The organism is Solibacillus sp. FSL H8-0523, from assembly GCF_038051985.1.
In the GTDB taxonomy this organism is placed as follows: Bacteria; Bacillota; Bacilli; order Bacillales_A; family Planococcaceae; genus Solibacillus.
On the sequence record NZ_CP150291.1, the window covers coordinates 2,875,297 to 2,889,451 of the forward strand.

19 protein-coding genes are annotated in these 14,155 nt (G+C 37.2%); 2 read left to right on the forward strand and 17 right to left on the reverse strand.

The features are described from left to right. Positions 1–68 precede the first annotated feature (68 nt). The gene (locus tag NSQ62_RS14290; protein WP_341320803.1) at positions 69–1,571 is read left to right on the forward strand and encodes an oligosaccharide flippase family protein; all 1,503 of its coding nucleotides are present in this window, start codon (positions 69–71) and stop codon (positions 1,569–1,571) included. Here NSQ62_RS14290 and NSQ62_RS14295 read toward each other — a convergent pair. The 3 genes from NSQ62_RS14295 to tgt form a co-directional block, all read right to left on the reverse strand. Further along, on the reverse strand, positions 1,545–2,201 hold the full coding sequence (locus NSQ62_RS14295) for a DUF421 domain-containing protein (RefSeq protein WP_341320804.1): 657 nt from the start codon (positions 2,199–2,201) through the stop codon (positions 1,545–1,547). The two genes, NSQ62_RS14290 and NSQ62_RS14295, sit on opposite strands and share 27 nt — an antisense overlap. An 89-nt stretch (positions 2,202–2,290) precedes the next feature. Beyond that, positions 2,291–2,551: a preprotein translocase subunit YajC gene (yajC, locus tag NSQ62_RS14300; protein ID WP_341320805.1), complete on the reverse strand. Its 261-nt coding sequence runs from the start codon at positions 2,549–2,551 to the stop codon at positions 2,291–2,293. Positions 2,552–2,683: 132 nt separating this feature from the next. Next, positions 2,684–3,835 carry a tRNA guanosine(34) transglycosylase Tgt gene (tgt, locus tag NSQ62_RS14305; RefSeq protein ID WP_341320806.1) on the reverse strand — a complete coding sequence of 384 codons (1,152 nt, stop codon included), beginning with the start codon at positions 3,833–3,835 and terminating at the stop codon, positions 2,684–2,686. Between the two features lie 296 nt (positions 3,836–4,131). Here tgt and NSQ62_RS14310 point away from each other — a divergent pair, with 296 nt between their 5' ends. Beyond that, positions 4,132–4,833: an Ltp family lipoprotein gene (locus NSQ62_RS14310; protein ID WP_341320807.1), complete on the forward strand. Its 702-nt coding sequence runs from the start codon at positions 4,132–4,134 to the stop codon at positions 4,831–4,833. A gap of 40 nt (positions 4,834–4,873) precedes the next feature. Here NSQ62_RS14310 and NSQ62_RS14315 read toward each other — a convergent pair whose 3' ends face one another. From NSQ62_RS14315 to NSQ62_RS14380, 14 genes are all read right to left on the reverse strand, one after another. Continuing rightward, positions 4,874–5,080 carry a hypothetical protein gene (locus NSQ62_RS14315; protein WP_341320808.1) on the reverse strand — a complete coding sequence of 69 codons (207 nt, stop codon included), beginning with the start codon at positions 5,078–5,080 and terminating at the stop codon, positions 4,874–4,876. A gap of 82 nt (positions 5,081–5,162) precedes the next feature. After that, positions 5,163–5,528, reverse strand: a complete 366-nt coding sequence (locus tag NSQ62_RS14320; RefSeq protein WP_341320809.1) for a hypothetical protein — start codon at positions 5,526–5,528, stop codon at positions 5,163–5,165. A gap of 92 nt (positions 5,529–5,620) precedes the next feature. Continuing rightward, a complete protein-coding gene (locus NSQ62_RS14325) occupies positions 5,621–6,406 on the reverse strand; it encodes an N-acetylmuramoyl-L-alanine amidase (RefSeq protein ID WP_341320810.1) in 786 nt (261 codons plus the stop codon). After that, positions 6,403–6,675 (reverse strand): holin, encoded by a 273-nt coding sequence (locus NSQ62_RS14330; RefSeq protein ID WP_341320811.1) that lies wholly within the window; start codon positions 6,673–6,675, stop codon positions 6,403–6,405. Before NSQ62_RS14330 ends, NSQ62_RS14325 begins: the two co-directional genes overlap by 4 nt. Before the next feature lie 2 nt (positions 6,676–6,677). Then, complete coding sequence (locus tag NSQ62_RS14335; protein ID WP_341320812.1) at positions 6,678–6,938, reverse strand: BhlA/UviB family holin-like peptide; 261 nt, start codon at positions 6,936–6,938, stop codon at positions 6,678–6,680. A gap of 134 nt (positions 6,939–7,072) precedes the next feature. Continuing rightward, positions 7,073–7,357: a hypothetical protein gene (locus NSQ62_RS14340; protein WP_341320813.1), complete on the reverse strand. Its 285-nt coding sequence runs from the start codon at positions 7,355–7,357 to the stop codon at positions 7,073–7,075. Between the two features lie 110 nt (positions 7,358–7,467). Continuing rightward, the gene (locus NSQ62_RS14345) at positions 7,468–8,658 is read right to left on the reverse strand and encodes a hypothetical protein (RefSeq protein ID WP_341320814.1); all 1,191 of its coding nucleotides are present in this window, start codon (positions 8,656–8,658) and stop codon (positions 7,468–7,470) included. 123 nt (positions 8,659–8,781) lie between these two features. Beyond that, a complete protein-coding gene (locus NSQ62_RS14350; RefSeq protein WP_341320815.1) occupies positions 8,782–10,494 on the reverse strand; it encodes a hypothetical protein in 1,713 nt (570 codons plus the stop codon). A 15-nt stretch (positions 10,495–10,509) separates the two neighbouring features. Beyond that, a complete protein-coding gene (locus tag NSQ62_RS14355; RefSeq protein ID WP_341320816.1) occupies positions 10,510–11,142 on the reverse strand; it encodes a hypothetical protein in 633 nt (210 codons plus the stop codon). Beyond that, positions 11,135–12,310, reverse strand: coding sequence for a baseplate J/gp47 family protein (locus NSQ62_RS14360; RefSeq protein ID WP_341320817.1), 1,176 nt, complete (start codon positions 12,308–12,310; stop codon positions 11,135–11,137). Before NSQ62_RS14360 ends, NSQ62_RS14355 begins: the two co-directional genes overlap by 8 nt. Beyond that, the gene (locus NSQ62_RS14365) at positions 12,303–12,656 is read right to left on the reverse strand and encodes a DUF2634 domain-containing protein (protein ID WP_341320818.1); all 354 of its coding nucleotides are present in this window, start codon (positions 12,654–12,656) and stop codon (positions 12,303–12,305) included. Before NSQ62_RS14365 ends, NSQ62_RS14360 begins: the two co-directional genes overlap by 8 nt. Continuing rightward, positions 12,653–13,036, reverse strand: coding sequence for a Gp138 family membrane-puncturing spike protein (locus NSQ62_RS14370; protein ID WP_341320819.1), 384 nt, complete (start codon positions 13,034–13,036; stop codon positions 12,653–12,655). The genes NSQ62_RS14365 and NSQ62_RS14370 overlap by 4 nt, the downstream gene beginning before the upstream one ends. Then, entirely contained in the window at positions 13,033–13,836 is an 804-nt protein-coding gene (locus NSQ62_RS14375) for a hypothetical protein (RefSeq protein WP_341320820.1), read from the reverse strand. Before NSQ62_RS14375 ends, NSQ62_RS14370 begins: the two co-directional genes overlap by 4 nt. Continuing rightward, a complete protein-coding gene (locus NSQ62_RS14380) occupies positions 13,833–14,150 on the reverse strand; it encodes a hypothetical protein (protein ID WP_341320821.1) in 318 nt (105 codons plus the stop codon). Before NSQ62_RS14380 ends, NSQ62_RS14375 begins: the two co-directional genes overlap by 4 nt. Positions 14,151–14,155 lie beyond the last annotated feature (5 nt).

A 14,155-nucleotide genomic window follows, 5' to 3' on the forward strand; every position in this document is an offset into this window, starting at 1 on the left:
GTTTTAACTTAAATTATTGGAGCATACGTTAATTGTATACGAACAAGAAGGGGGAGAGCAGAAGGTAATTGGGCTCATTTTTAAAGGGAACGTTATTTTTAATGCTGGTAATTTTCATTTCAAAATGCTTTGGCTTTGTTTACCGCATGCAATTTATGCGTATTGCAGGTGAAGAAGTTGTCGGGCTCTATATGACGGCCTACCCAACATTCATCTTTTTTATCTCGCTCATTCAGCTCGGCATCCCAATCGCTGTATCTAAGCTCATTGCACAATATGATGCCACGCGAAAAAACGAACAAATCGCTGCTGTTATGAAAAGCGCTTCTAAACTTTCTCTCATTTCAATTATTATATTTACTCCATTAGTATTGTTAAGTACCCCATTGATTGCAAAAACACTATTACATAATGAAAATTTAATTTATACGCTTTATATTAGTGTCTTTACTATTCCGGTTGTTGTGTTCGCGAGCCTATTCAAAGCCTACTTACAAGGATTAACAAAAATAGCGCCTACTGCTTGGGCACAACTTCTTGAACAAGTTGTCCGCATGGGACTCATTATTGTTGCATTGCCATTCTTTATTTCTGATTCTCCTGCTAAGACCGCCGCTGCAGCGATGGGTATTACAGCCATTGGAGAAATATTTTCACTTGTCTTTTTAAGTTATTTTTACATCCGCTCGAAACGTAAGGCTATTACAACGAGTAAAACAACCTCTCATGTAAAGCCAATCATGCAAATTGCGCTACCTTCTGCAGGAAGTAAGCTCTTTGGTACATTTACATGGTTTTTGGAGCCCATCGTTTTTTTAAAGGCGTTAACAGTGGCTGGATTGACGGCCGGGGCCGCAACCACTATGTACGGCGTCATTTCTGGCGTACATATTCCACTATTATTATTTCCAGCATTTATTCCAAGTGCACTCTCAATTATTCTCGTGCCTGCTGTTAGTAATGCGATTGCGCGCAACGATTTGCCTTTATTAAATAAACGTATAACGCATTCGTTACGGCTTAGTTCATTAGTTGGTTGTATTGCAGCGACCGTATTCTTCATACATGGAGACGAACTTGTGATGATTTTGTTTCACTTAGAAGAAAATCGAGGCTATATGAAAATTTTAGCACCAATCTTTTATTTTTATTATATTCAAAGTCCACTTCATGCGATTTTGCAGGCGATGGACGAGGCACAAGCAGCCATGATGAACTCCATTTATGGTGGTGTTGGAAAGCTGTTTTTATTATTTTTCCTAGCATCTCAACCTGCCATTCAAGAATACGGGGCAATCTTAGCGATTGGTTTTGGCGTACTCATTACGTCCTTTTTACACATCGCATCGATTAAGCAACAGCGGAATGTTCGTGTTGGCTTTCGATTTTTTGTCATGCCTTATAGTATATTTGTTGCGACAGTTGCGATTTTGCCTATCTATACAGCACAGTTTCCAATTGCGCTTCAATTAGCCATCACACTCATTGTCACAGTCGCTTTACTCATTCTCACTAAACAGATTCGCCTACAAGACTTCATCTATCTACGTTCGATTTTTACGCGCTCGTAGTTGAACAAACCATTTCCCATTTTCATAGCTACAATAAAAAATATCTCGTAGATTCGTATAGCCCTGCAACATGAGTTCGTGTTCAAGCCAAGCACGATCTTTATCAATAATTTTCAAATGGCGCTTATCCACATAGCCATCTAGAACAAGTGGCAAAATGAGTGCCGGAGCACCTTCCTGCTCCTTTAAATAAATCGATAGCTTCCCCGATTGCTCTAAAAATGCGTAGGCAACGTCTTGTACGGAACCTACTCCTTGCTCACGGAGTTGCTGGAGTAAATCATCTAAGTTATAGCGTTGCTTATTCATTTCCTTTTCACAAAGCCAACCGTCCCGTATAATCAGCGACGGGTCTCCTTCGATAAAGTCACGTAAGCGCTTATTTTTTAGGATAAACCATGAATTCACATATTGAATAAAAAACAAAATGCCAATTGGTAAAATTGCCTTTCCTAAATCATTATGTACATCGTCTAGCGCAAGTGCAGCCACTTCTGCCATTAACACAAAAATCGCTAAATCCACAATGCTCAGCTCACCGACTTCACGCTTGCCCATTAGACGAAATACAACAAGTAAAATAATATATAAAAGGATAGTACGCATAAGAATGAGTAAGTAATCATTCATCGATTTCACCTCATACTTAGCTTAAACAAATTCTTATGAAAGCATACAAAAAAGCTTGTGGAAAATTAATTCCACAAGCTTCTTTTTTGTTACACTGATTCTACGCGTCCAATTGCTTGGCGTTCGAATTTTAAACGTGTGTTGCCGTCAACTAGTAAGTATACAGTTGCATCTTCAATTGCGTCGACTTCACCATGTAATCCACCAACAGTAACGACCTTATCGCCGCGTTTTAAGTCATTTTGCATTTGTGATGTCGCCTTTTGACGTTTTTGTGCTGGACGAATTAAAATGAACCACATCGCAACAAACATTACGATAATCGGTAAAAATTGATATAAAGAATCCATTCTCAAATTGCCCCCTTTCTATATTTCACTTTCATAGTATAGTATACAATTGCATCTTTTTGCGTAAAAAAACTCTAAACTTTCTTAAAAAGTTAAGAAACCGCTAATTTCTGCTAAAATACCTTCAAATTATTAGAAGTTTTTTGCATTTGGCTTATTATAACCATACTTTTCAAAGAATTCCTCTTTGAAATCACCTAAGCGATCCTCGCGAATTGCTTCACGCACTTGCTCCATTGTTTTAATTAAAAAGCGTAAGTTGTGATAAGACGTTAAACGTAAACCAAATGTTTCTTCTGTACGCATTAAGTGACGTACATAAGCACGTGTGTAGTTTTTACAAGTGTAGCAATCACATGTTGCATCGATTGGTGTGAAATCTTTTGCGTATTTTGCATTTTTAATGACCATACGACCTTCGCTTGTCATTAATGTACCGTTACGTGCAATACGTGTTGGTAATACACAGTCGAACATATCGATTCCTCGGATAGCTCCGTCAATAAGTGAGTCAGGAGAACCAACACCCATTAAGTAACGAGGCTTGTCTGCTGGCATCATCGGTGCGGTGAAATCTAATACTTTGTTCATAATATCTTTTGGTTCACCAACTGATAACCCACCGATTGCATAACCTGGGAAATCTAATGCAACTAGTGCTTCTGCTGATTTACGACGTAATTCCTCGTATTCCCCACCTTGAATAATCCCGAATAGCCCTTGCTCGTCTGGACGCTGATGTGCATCTTTACAGCGTTTTGCCCAACGTGTTGTACGGTCTACTGATGCTTCCATGTATTCGTATGTTGCTGGGAATGGTGGACACTCATCGAAAGCCATCATAATATCTGAGCCTAAATCATTTTGGATTTCCATTGCTTTTTCTGGAGATAAGAATAATTTATCGCCGTTTAAGTGGTTACGGAAATGAACGCCCTCTTCTTCGATTTTACGGAATTTTGATAAAGAGAACACTTGGAAGCCGCCTGAATCGGTTAAAATCGGACGATCCCAGTTCATGAATTTGTGTAATCCGCCTGCTTCTTTCACGATGTCATTCCCTGGACGTAACCATAAATGATATGTGTTTGATAGGATGATTCCAGCATTCATTTCTTTTAATTCTTCCGGGCTCATTGCTTTTACAGTTGCCTGTGTCCCTACTGGCATAAACGTTGGTGTTTCAAAAGAACCGTGCGGCGTATGCACAATCCCTAAACGCGCTCCTGTTTGCGCACATGTTTTAATTAATTCATAACGAATTGGTAATTGTTTTTCTGACATTTTTATTCCTCGCTTTTCTAAAGTAAAAACAGTACTTCGATTGGACCTGTATTATTGTATCACAAAAACATTTACATGCAGTATTAAAGCATTTTTCCGACTACTAGAATTTTGTTGATTTGTAATTTTGTATATTTAGATGTAACGATTTGGGGTACTTTTGGGGTACAAGCCCCTATGAATTAAGATTATCCATTTTATATAGAAGGAACGTTTTATAAACCTTATATTTTTATCACTGCAATAATTTTGTAATTGTAGTAAAATATAACCATAACACATTAAGGAGAGATTTCATGTCTACACTATTCGCACTATTATTTGCATTTACTTTTTTCGCTTTATTCGTATTGATCCCCATTGCTATTATTAACAAAAAGAAGAATCCTGAAAAAAGTAAAAAGTTTTTCAAATACACTAAGATTTCAGCTCTAACTGCAGTTGCATCATTCTTTTTGTTTGCTATTGTTGATGACACAGAACCTACTAATGAGCCAGAAAAGGCCGTAGCAACAGAAACCAAAGAAGTTGAAGCCGAAAAAGAAGAAACACCAGAAGAAAAAGCGGCACGTGAACAAAAAGAAGCGGAGGAAAAAGTTAAAGCTGAACAAAAAGCTATTGCAGCAGCCGAGGCTAAGGCTAAAGAGGAAGCGGAAGCGAAGGCGGCAGCTGAAAAGAAAGCTAAAGAAGAAAGTATTCCGAGAGAATATAAGTCTGCATTAAGAAAAGCAGAATCATATGCAGAAACTATGAATATGTCAAAAGCAGCTATCTACGATCAATTAACTTCGGAGTATGGAGAAAGTTTCCCGGTGGAAGCAGCAAAATATGCCATCGATAATATTAAGTTTGATTGGAAAGAAAATGCTTTAAAGAAAGCTCAATCATATGCTGATACGATGGATATGTCAGACTCAGCTATTTATGACCAATTGATTTCGGAATACGGTGAACAATTCACTAAAGAAGAAGCTCAATACGCTGTCGATAATTTATAATAACAAAAACCTTCCGCACATCGCTGGAAGGTTTTATTTTTTAATGCACTGCATATCCTCTAAGTTTGAATGAAATCCCATCGATGACTAATTCCTTTACGTTTAATAAATTAACGGCCATTCTCGCGTCCTCGAATATCACGAATGGCACACCACCAAAATCAACTGCGTGCATTTTTGTTATGTGCTTCGAGCTTTCAAATTCTAATTTCTGATTATTTCTTACGGTTATTTTATATTCGTGCATCTATTCACCACCCTTTTAGCAAATTTACAATATTTGCTAGGTAAAGTAAATGAAATACGCGAAACTGTCGATTTCGAGGTTTTTACTGTTCAGGCTTGCGGTACTCCATGCCTAGTAATCGCTTAGTTTCTTCCATTACCCCATTTCGAATAGCGATATTTGAGTAACGGCGAACTTCTGAGTGCCCACGAAACAAAATTGTGTATTCGGTTACTAGATCATCGGCTCCTGTTTTTTCGACTTTACACCCGGCTTTGTAGAGCAGGTCGCGGTTGGCTTTCATCTCTTCAAAAACCTTCTTATTTTGCAGGTCATACCATTGGTCAAATACTGAGGCCATTTTGAGTTGACCGATGTATTGGCGGTCACGCTCAAGTGTTTTTAATGTCATGTCCAAAATGATGTAATTGTGTATTGGTGTTGCTAGTTTCATTAAATCCGCAAGCATTCAAAACCATCCTTTTTAGATTTAATTATAGAACAAATGTTCCTGTTTTGCTACAAAAAAAGCCCAGCACCATTATGGTACCAGGCTTTGAATTATTTTGTAGTAGCTAAACGCTGATTAACAATCACTTTAAGGCCATCGTAATCACCGTTTGTCATATCACCCTTATCGAATTTATCTAACCATGATTTATCAATAAGACCTTTACCTACGAATTGTACCAGCTCGTCGCGAACTGCTGACTTAGTTGTTGATGAAGTAAATTGCATAATGTTTGCATCTCCTTTTTTCCCAGTATTTTTATTGGCTGAGACTGCGATTTGATGGGCTGCATCTACTCGAGCGCGATACTTTGCAAATGTACCATCTCGGCGCAAAATCAGCTCTGGACAATACTTACCGCTCCAATCTTGGTGCGGTCGTACGTCTTTAGCTGACAAATTGTAATAGCGCATCAAATGGACCGTAAGAGCGATTGCGTTTTCTTCCGCTTGATCATAACTTTTCTGGTCACTGTGCATACAAATTTCAAGGCCGATCGATTTGCTGTTGCCGTTTCCTTTCGCCCCGTCACCACAATGCCAAGCCGTTTCGTTAAACGGAATGTGAATGTAAATATAATCTTCATCAATCGCAACATGCCAAGAAACGTGTGAGGTCTCGCGTATAGGCTTACCGGCTAAGTTGTGTATTAAATGGTTGTGAGCTTTTGCATTAGCGCCTTTACCACGGTTGCCCGTGTTGTGAATCGTCACATACTGCGGTTTCATGGATGTGCATGGTCGAATTTCTGGATTGCCTTTCTTGATGATGTCGATAACAACTGTTGCTTTCCCGATTTTATCACCTGTTTTTAGTTCAGCTACTGCATAGGTCATTTTGACTCACCTTCCTTTTTCCCGACAGCTTTAAGTGCATCAAATGTGCCGCTAGCTGCAAGTCCAGCAATTAAGCCAACGATAAGCATGTAATAAAGCTCATACTCACTTAACGGCCAGACAATTAAAGCAATAAAAATACCGACTACAATCGATGTAATCGGTAAGAATTGCGCTTTAATTGTAAATGTTTTTTTGACTACCTCAACTACTGCCGTAACAATTGCTACTAAAGTTAACGCTACTAAAATTAATCCTGTTAAATCCATGCTTATGCACTCTCCTTATAAATGTGTTTTTCCATGCGATCCATACGACCTTCAACTGTTTCTAAACTCTCGCTGATTTTTTCCATAGTTTTGGCTTGCTCTGTTTGAGCTGCTGTTAATTTATCTAAGTTATTAAGCAGGCGCTCCTCGCGCTTACTAGAATGCTTCAACACGTACACCGCAAGACCGATACACAAAATTGACCACACAACTTGTGAGTTTGCGATTTGACTTGCTGCTGAAACGATTGCTACTACATCCATTGCCCCACTCTCCTTTTTTACATGAAAATCACTCTCACTCAGACGAATCGAAATACTACTTTATGGGTAGTTGCCCATCTCGAATCGTTTGAAAAGCAATATAAAAAGCACCCTCGGTTGAGAGTGCTTAAAAATTAACTTTCGAATGCTTCCACTATACTTTCAAACGCTTTAACATTTCCTCTAGCATGAGTTAAATTTTTTTGAGCTTCTACCAGCACGTTTCTTGCTGAATCGATATCGTTATCTAATATAAACTTTCCGGGTCCAGAAGTTAGCGAGCTGGCAATTTCAGTTAAAATTGTAACCCTTAATCTAGCAGATTCAACATTCTTTGTTTCTGTTTCTACTTCTTTTTTATAAAAATCTAAACGTGAATTATAGTGCTCTTTTTCCTCTACAAAAACTTTTTCTCTCATTCAAATCCCCTCCTTTTATCTACTCAATTCGACAAAATGGAAGAATCAACCTTTAATAAGTTTTTGCTCTGTTTACTAATAAAAGTTACTGCGCAATTTGGAACTACTTATTAACGCCAAACTAAACGTTTTCTTTTTCTTTTAATTACTGGATTAAAGACATGTTTTTCAATTATTTGTTCTTGTTTATGCTTTTGAAATATCGTTCCTGCACTAAAGAAAGCGATAAGCATGATTAACTTGAACATCATACCTTCGCCCATCGAAAGTAAAACAAAACCTGTTAAAGATATTAATGGTAAATATCTATACATATCATTAATATCTGATATTGCATATTTAATACCTTTAAACGTAAAAATAATTAAGACTAAAACAAATAAAAGTGTAGGTACCCATCCGAACTCACCTAACAGACCAACAAAAGTGTTATGTGCTCCTACCTCGGTGGCAGTTAAGAAATAGTTACTACCGTTACCAAATAAAGTAGATTGATTTAAAGTTTGTTCCCAAACCGAACCTCGTGTATCTAAGACGTCTCCGTTTGTAAGTTTTCTTTCAAATTTATAAATGATATTAAAATATAAATAATCATAAAATGGTGTAAGTTTTATAATTAAAAATGTTATAACTCCTAATAATGCCGTAGAAATAACTGTTTTTAATAAAGAGCCGAATCGGTGATACTTTATTAATCGTAACGAAACAATCATTAAACCAAAAATCAAACAGAATATTACAGCTAATAAGCTGGTTCTACTCCCTGATAAAACCACTAAAAACAGTAAAACCAATAATAATGAAAAATCGAAAGCTATATTTTTGAATGATTGTTTCTTATCTGTTTTTAAAAAATATTGTTCTAATTTAAATAAAAACACTGCTGATAATGCTATCGACATTGTAGCTGCAATAGAGCCGAATGCATTAGGATTATAAAAAATTCCACGATACGGGTTAGTATTAATGCCATATAAAAGTAAAGGGATTACCGTTAAAGGTACATGACTCCAAAATAAAGCGTTATATACAACTTTATTAGTAAAATTTATTGATGGTAGTATTACAACTGCTGCTAAAAACAAAGAAAAAATGACTATACCATTAAGCATTAAATTAATATCTCCGTTTTTTAAAGCTGAAATACCCGCCACAAATAAAAACAAATACATTAATAATGTTGTAAATATAGGAAATTTAAAATTATTATTTTTTCTTAATAGCAACATAGGAAATATCAACAAAATCATACCTGAAATCGCAATGCTTCCTATGCTGTTAAATGTACCAGTTAAATACAACGAGCTCATTAAAAATACTAAAATCAAATAAACGTAAAACAGAACTACCACTCCACTCTCAGAATTAATTTCTATACTATATTACCAAAATATCCGAGAGTTGGGTGAATTTTAACAAAAAAATCAAACTCTTTCGATTTGTAATGTTGTGATTGTGTTGTAACGTGTTATAGATGTATCTTTCGATGATTTAACAATAATTTTAGCTTGCGTATTTTTAGCCATTACAAAAATGCGTGTAAGTGACGCTGTATATGTTGCACCATTAACATACTCTCGCGATAGATAATGTTTAGCTGTGCCTACTTGTACCATAACCTCGATATAATCCCCTGGCGATAAATTAATAAATTGTAAAGATGCATTAATGCGATATTTGCCGTCGTAAGGCGATGTAAATGTATCGTTGATGTAATATTTGTCTGTGTTTTCAACGTTTGTATCAAAAGGTATAACGGTTTCCATGTTAGCTGTTATTGTTTGGTCAGTGGATTTATTTAATAAAATCGGAGACATGCCGTTGTATGCAGCTGGCACAAATCGCGCACCATTCCAAATTTGAAGCTCGTTTGTAGATTCAACGTAACGAGTTAAACCTGCCCGATTAATACGGTTGTTAGGTATTGCAGTTGGATTACCAAACTGTATCATCGTAGGATTTAAGACGTATTCATCATTAACGTAGCCTTGTAACGCAAAAATATTTTCACCACTAGTTAATGCCATCGCTCGAACGCCATTGCTGTTGAGCGCGCTGTAATAAATTTGATAAACACCCTCGACTTTTAAAATACTGCTGCGGTATATCCCACGATTATCAAATGCTCGTGGGCTTTTTGATTTTTGTAAAATCACCTTAGGTTTCGTCCAATTTAATAAATCATTGGATTGCATGTAATACAAATCCGCATCGTTGTTAGATTGTCCAGTACGATATGCTTGTACGACCATTTCATACCCCAGATCAGTCTTAATAAAGTCAATATGCCATAACCACCATGTATTATCTAAACCTTCAACGAAAACTTGTACTGGTTCCGTCCATGTTTGCATATTATCGCTGCTTTCACTATAAAAAACACGCCATCTACTACTAGATAACGCGACACTTAACATCTTATGTTTCGCATCTTCGTAAATCACAGATGGAGATAAAAAATCACCCGTATTAAGTGTTCCCTCGCGAACTATTCGTGGTGCGTTTAATATAGTCCCATCGTATGTTGCAACTTTAAGTTGCGATTTACTTTGAGATAATAGTGCTGTACGCCACATGATTTCTAACTGCCCTGTAATTGTATTGTAGATTAAATGAGTATCGTTATTGTAGTCACCTGTAACACCACTCCACTCTTCTATTGCGTAACCAAAATAGTCAAAGAAATCAATTCCGTTATCCGACCACGCTAAACATGGATTTTCTTGGGTAGTATTGCCTCCCGGATATGGTGTGTATGCCATCCAGTATTTATGTCCAAAAAGACTATCTTTGAAAAATAACACTTTCGGATGTATATTTTGATAGTTACCATACGGATTTTGTAAACGGATAATGTCTTTTGAATTAGATATTGTTGGTATTTTTAATTCAGTTTGTGCCAATTGCTGAGTAAACCGTTCATCCACTTCGGTCAAATTTTCACTAATTTCTTGCACTTCCGCAGTTTCTGCTGCTTTTTCTTGCAGCTCTTTCAACGCCTCGTAAGTTTTGTGGTGCAAATTATTAAAATAAGGTGCTGGTGGTTTAATACCTGCACCCCATCCGCTATTTTTAATTGCACTTGGAACTTCTACGCCAGGTTCATTCCATACTGGTAATGGTTTATTGAATGCCATCCTACATTGCCCCCTTTAAATAGGTAAATCTTTAATATTTTCATCAGTAATCACAAAGCCGAGATGCCCACCCGTTGTTTGTGGTATATCACCAAAGCCTTTACTCGCATCAACTTCTAAGCTTTCATCGCCGAATTCAAATGTACCTTCTAAATTGACCGAATCTACTTTTACACCAGCTGCCGCTGTTTGTTTAATCAAACGAATTAAGTTATGACCATCGATACCAGTACTAGCAATTGCACTATATGGCAATTGGTCGATTTTTATAGCTGCAGGTTCATCGCTCAAAACCCACAATTCACTAATTCCTACATCAATCCGGTCAACATTAAGTGCACCAGCAATAACGTTAATCATATGATTAATAGATCCGTCAGAAAGATTTCTCGCTATTTTTGATTTAAGTAACACGCGATAAATTTCATCGCTTGCATACCCACGTTTTTGATTGACGTTTTCCCCAATTAAATCTAAAGTCGCACCTTCTGCACGATCAATTTCACGCCATAACCGCATTCTATTTAGCGTTTCTTTTACCTCTTCGAATTGCACTGAAAATATAGAGATAAACTTATAAATATTGCTATCAGGATTTTTAACAAAATGGTCTGAAAATCGACTAATAATATTTTTTACGCTATACAACCTCTACCACCTCGATGTTTGAAGCATTTAATTGAGCCACTTCGTTAACGGCCACGTCAATGTTTAAATCATCATAAGTTACACCGTCCGTAGATACAGTGACGGTTACATCTTCAACGCTATCAATAAAAAGGCGTGACACCATGCGAGAAACTACAACGCTGTCTCCCATGTTTAAACCGGCATGAATTATGCCGGTTGTATCAACACCACCAACATATTTAACAAGCAAGTCTTTAATTTGTGCTATGTCTTGCTCTTTAAATAGTGTGTTGGTGCGTACTTGTACGTTAACGTGCACTGACACCTCGGTAGCTCGTGTAAAGCCAACTTGATGCACACGTGAACTATCATCGATTACGTCGACTACTGTTGTTCCATATGCGCGAATACCACCTGATTTTTTATTAAAAATAGAGTAAGCGATATCCTCGTCATCACCGCCTAATACAAACGTTTGTAATGCCCTTGACGGCGTGCCGAACTCATCTACTGTATCTGTATCGTTATCTATTACACGTGCAGCGCGAACGTCGGAAATGCTTAATAAATGGGCACGAATTGCGTTACCTGTTGCACTTCCCAATCCATCAACTGTAACTTCTGAACGAGCTCTAGCTTCTGCATCGCTCTCTTTTTCACGGCCACCCGTTGTTGGTTCGGTATTATTTACACTTGTTACATTTGCATCTGGATTGACAATAATGGTAATCGTATTAGCATTAACGTTTCCTGTTGATCCGATTGTTGTACAAACAATCTCCGATACTGCTGTACCGTTTGCATCAAGTGTTACATCGTACAACGTTTCAAAGTTAATATCCGTTGCTGTACCAACTAAAAAGCCACTCTCTACGGTATGTCCTGCTGTACCGTTTAAAGTGACTTGACCATATGCATATTCAGCTAAGTTTCGTGTAATTCCAGCGTACGGTAGTAACTTATCAAGCTGCACACCTTCAGCGGATTTACGATAAGCACTGTAATACACATCTTCTAAGTCTTGCCATAACAGCGATAAAAACCAAGCCATAACGCGAATAAAAATACCTAGTGCAGCTCGGCTACTTACATTGGCATCCGAGCCGAAATGTTCTTTTGCTTTCGCTGACATTTCGTTTACAAGTTCGTCGTATGTCTTGCGTTTAAAACCGTTTTTATCAAGCATTTAAAATCACATCTCTTTCCAAGACGACACCGCTAGCCAAAGTAACTACATAGTTTATTGTGCGTTTTCGCGCTTTTTTATCACTGATAACCGTCACACTTTCAATCATATCGATACGTTCCTCTTGTGCTAAAACACGCAAAACTTCAGAACGAGCTTCGTCATCCGTAGTTTTTTCTAACAACAGCATGTGTTCTGTACCTGCTGATTCATCTAAAAACCATCCACCAAGATTAGTGCCGATTGATATTTCAACGCATTGTGCAACTTCTTCTGGTCCATCAATTAACACAAAATCGCCATTTTCAAAATGCAAATCACCGTTGATTAAATCTATTGTTTTCATTGCATAAACACCCCCACGATAACAGCGTCATGTACGCTAAACATTCGTGCGCCAGGGTAAACAATCGAACCATTTTGAGCATCATCAATAGCGCGTTGGTTAAATACCACTTGTACAACGTCCCCTGCTTGTAAGTGCGGATAAAACTCAATGATTTCGCTCGTATTATGCATTTTAAAACGTTGATACAATACTGGCACATCTTCGATTGGGGCAAGCGCTAAAGGTTCTTTATTGAACTCTTTCGTTTTAAAAAGCGGCTGAATTTTAGCGGTACATGTAGCTTCATCAAATGATAAAACCTTACATGGCATCGCTGTATTAATGCTTGTTAATATTTCACTTCGATACCCTTCAAAAAAAGCTGATGTATTACTCAAAGAATCGCCTCCACTTCCGTGTAAAATGTATCACCCTTGAAAGTGTGTTTTCCTTTTTGTACCCGAACACTTGCTTTAACTTCTACTGCATCAATTTTGATGATTGACGCTGTGTTCATGCGGTATTGTAATAAAGATTTAACTTTATAACCTTTCGCTTGTGCCTTATTGATTTCTTTTTCAAAATACTCAGGAGATCCAATTAATCCTGTATTCGAGTTCAAAATAAAATTGTGGTTGTCGCCATCTCTAAGTGGTCTAATGTACGTTTGACCTTTATTGATATAACACGACACACCGCAATCTTTAGCAATCTTTTGTATTTCTTTGATGATTTCACCGTTAATCGAGTAACCCTTTTTATAAACCTTGTTTAACGGTAGTTTAAGTACAGCGATTTTCAACCCAAGTGCTTTCGCTAAATCTTTAATCAATGCATCTGCCTTAATAGCTTTTTTATAAGCTTTTTGTAACGTCTTGTTCGCTTTAAATGGCACAGAATCCAACACTTTAATTGTTGTCAGTTTATCTGTACCGACACGTTTAGTTGAGTGGGATGCGATTTCACCCTCTAAAATCAAACCTTTGTCGGCTAGATAACCTGCAACTAAAGAAAACTTTTGCCCTTTATTAAGCTGACTGATGGTGTTTTTAGATAAGTTGTAAACGCTAATTGTACTTAAGTTCGGTGCTAAATCATCATCGAACGGGACCTCAAATTCAATATCCAAACTTGTATTATTCATTTTAACGGCTCCAGTAGTAATTTCTACTACTCGACCAAATAATGGTGTGCTCAATCGTTCATCACCACCAAGAATACGGTTTTATTAAAGTTATCCCATCCTACACGCGATTCATTGCCCGATTCATCGATTGGTACAATTGTTGGCGCTGGATAACGTTCATCGTAAATTTCGCTAAATAATGGCTCGCCATATGTGATTTTCTCATTAGCCACCAATGTTTCACCATCTTTTGATAAACTCGCGGTAAAAAAATCACTAACCTCGTTATATTCAAACGATATTTCAAACAACTCAACCCCTAGCTCAATCTCAAAAGAGTAAGGAATGAGCTCTCTCTCGACGTTAATATATTCCTTTTCAATCAATCCGC

Excerpts from the sequence above, each read along its gene's own strand:
- NSQ62_RS14320 (WP_341320809.1), bottom strand. The coding sequence starts at position 5,528 with ATGCTTGCGGATTTAATGAAACTAGCAACACCAATACACAATTACATC.
- NSQ62_RS14310 (WP_341320807.1), top strand. The coding sequence starts at position 4,132 with ATGTCTACACTATTCGCACTATTATTTGCATTTACTTTTTTCGCTTTA.
- yajC (WP_341320805.1), bottom strand. The coding sequence starts at position 2,551 with ATGGATTCTTTATATCAATTTTTACCGATTATCGTAATGTTTGTTGCG.
- NSQ62_RS14315 (WP_341320808.1), bottom strand. The coding sequence starts at position 5,080 with ATGCACGAATATAAAATAACCGTAAGAAATAATCAGAAATTAGAATTT.
- NSQ62_RS14325 (WP_341320810.1), bottom strand. The coding sequence starts at position 6,406 with ATGACCTATGCAGTAGCTGAACTAAAAACAGGTGATAAAATCGGGAAA.
- NSQ62_RS14330 (WP_341320811.1), bottom strand. The coding sequence starts at position 6,675 with ATGGATTTAACAGGATTAATTTTAGTAGCGTTAACTTTAGTAGCAATT.
- NSQ62_RS14335 (WP_341320812.1), bottom strand. The coding sequence starts at position 6,938 with ATGGATGTAGTAGCAATCGTTTCAGCAGCAAGTCAAATCGCAAACTCA.
- NSQ62_RS14360 (WP_341320817.1), bottom strand. The coding sequence starts at position 12,310 with ATGCTTGATAAAAACGGTTTTAAACGCAAGACATACGACGAACTTGTA.
- NSQ62_RS14365 (WP_341320818.1), bottom strand. The coding sequence starts at position 12,656 with ATGAAAACAATAGATTTAATCAACGGTGATTTGCATTTTGAAAATGGC.
- NSQ62_RS14295 (WP_341320804.1), bottom strand. The coding sequence starts at position 2,201 with ATGAATGATTACTTACTCATTCTTATGCGTACTATCCTTTTATATATT.
- tgt (WP_341320806.1), bottom strand. The coding sequence starts at position 3,835 with ATGTCAGAAAAACAATTACCAATTCGTTATGAATTAATTAAAACATGT.
- NSQ62_RS14340 (WP_341320813.1), bottom strand. The coding sequence starts at position 7,357 with ATGAGAGAAAAAGTTTTTGTAGAGGAAAAAGAGCACTATAATTCACGT.
- NSQ62_RS14350 (WP_341320815.1), bottom strand. The coding sequence starts at position 10,494 with ATGGCATTCAATAAACCATTACCAGTATGGAATGAACCTGGCGTAGAA.